The organism is Rahnella sp. P4_A8 (assembly GCF_056402435.1).
Window position 1 is genome coordinate 1 of the sequence record NZ_JBFUHK010000257.1, and the last position, 1,190, is coordinate 1,190.

A 1,190-nucleotide genomic window follows, 5' to 3' on the forward strand; every position below is an offset into this window, starting at 1 on the left:
GACCCGCATAATGGCCGTGACTGCCCACCCGAAAATTCTGCCCGTCAGACGATGATGTTGTTCCATCGCCCCAGAATGCAGCCAGAGGCCGTTTTTTCTGAGCATTGACCAGCTCGGCCAGCGCTGCTGAATAGGTCTCATCCCTGATGTACCAGGCCTGAATCCCCTCCAGTGACGATTTTGTCGTTCCTGGACAAGATTCGGCCATTTTTGTCAGCCCAAGGTTGATGCCATCAGCCAGAATCGTGGTCATTAACAACTTTCTGTCTTTAAGTCTGACGTGATGATTTTTGAGATGTGTGAAATGGCGGGTAAAACCGGTCCAACTATCCACTTCATCCAACATTTCAGTAATCTTAGGGTGAGGCAACATGCCATAAACCAGATCGGCAAAAGGGGATGCTGATGAAGGGACGCTATTATCCAGCGGGGTAATTTTCACGCCTTTATCCGAGATATCCACATCGGGCAAATCACCGGCCAGCGCCATTGCATTCACTTCCTCCAGTCGCGATGCCAGAAGCGTCATGCGGCTCTTGATGTATTCATGGCAATCGGTCGGAATGGCAAGGGGTAACTGGTTATCCCGAAGTGACTTTTCAAAATCGGAAGATGGGATCAGATAATCATCAAAATTCCGGTAGCGGCGCGATCCTTTGACCCAGATGTCGCCAGAACGTAAAGCTCCCTTCAGCTCATTCAGTACGCAAAATTCGTAATATTTTCGGTGAATGCCTGTGGGAGTGAGCACCACCTTTCTCCAGCTTTCCGGAATGAACCCGGTTGGCGCGGAAGACGGTACTTTGCGGAGTTGTTTTCGATACATCTCTCTGACGGCATCAAGCGCATCACTGAGCTGCATTGCGGCAGGTACAGCCATGAACTGCAACGCGGACAGCATCCGGGGGGCGTATTTACGCAGCGTACTGTACTTCTCTGTGATCAGATGCAACGGGTCGAAGTTGTCCTTACGTGACAGGAACCGCGTCTCTTCCACGCTGTTAATGAATTCCTGCCAGGGAAGAACGTCTTCTATTGCGGTCCAGGGATCTTCACCGGACTCTCTGGCGTTAAGCAATGCCTGCCCGACGGTAACGTATTGCTTCAGCTTGCTTTGAATCAGCTTTCCCGTTTGCTGGAGTCGTTCGGCCTGCGTGCGTTTTGCCTTGCTAAACAGACTGCCCAGAATA

At 51.1% G+C, this 1,190-nt stretch carries 1 protein-coding gene; it reads right to left on the reverse strand.

The window, feature by feature from the left end:
* Positions 1-1,190, reverse strand: a 1,190-nt coding sequence (locus tag AC1DUO_RS25220) for a Tn3 family transposase (protein ID WP_477989423.1), incomplete at both ends; no start/stop codon positions are given.